This is a genomic window from Bacillus sp. DWP3-1 (genome assembly GCF_049896565.1).
GTDB lineage: Bacteria > Bacillota > Bacilli > Bacillales > Bacillaceae > Bacillus.
Genome location: NZ_JAFCUN010000017.1, coordinates 1 through 544, shown reverse-complemented (window position 1 = coordinate 544; position 544 = coordinate 1). Strand labels below are relative to the sequence as shown.

At 40.4% G+C, this 544-nt stretch carries 1 protein-coding gene; it reads right to left on the bottom strand.

Features of this window, described 5'->3' with window-relative positions:
* Nucleotides 1–544: transposase (locus ACP7A0_RS18675; protein ID WP_426005998.1), on the bottom strand; the 544-nt coding region annotated here is incomplete at both ends.

The window sequence follows — 544 nt, the reverse complement described above, 5'->3', positions numbered from 1 at the left end:
AGCTCTTTTCCAGAGGCAGACAGACGATTTTGTCTGATCTTTTCTTTGTGTTCCTCCCATACATGTCTTGAGATCACTTTTTGATGATTTTTCGATCTTGTACAGCTCTCAAGGAAAGGGCACGATACGCATTTTTTAGGCTCTGATTTGTAGAACCTATAACCTTTTCGATCAGTTGTTGTATATAATAGCTTCTCACCATTTGGGCATATGTAATGATCATGTTCAGAGTCATACTGAAATTTCCACTTCTCAAATAATCCTCTTGTTGGATGAAAGCGTCTATGTGCGATGACACCAAAAATACGGCGATCCGATAAACCTTTACAGATTGGGGTTGTCAAATAACCAGAATCAAGGGCAACAGCTTCTACTTGAAAACCAAATCGGGCGATTTGGTGATCTAATCGATCAAGATACGGAACAGAATCATGGATATTGCCGGGCGTGACATGGGCATCCGTGATGATATTGTACTTCATATCCGTTGTACGGTGGTCTAGGTAGAAAAAGCCTTCCGGTTTATTTTCACGATAAAGATAGC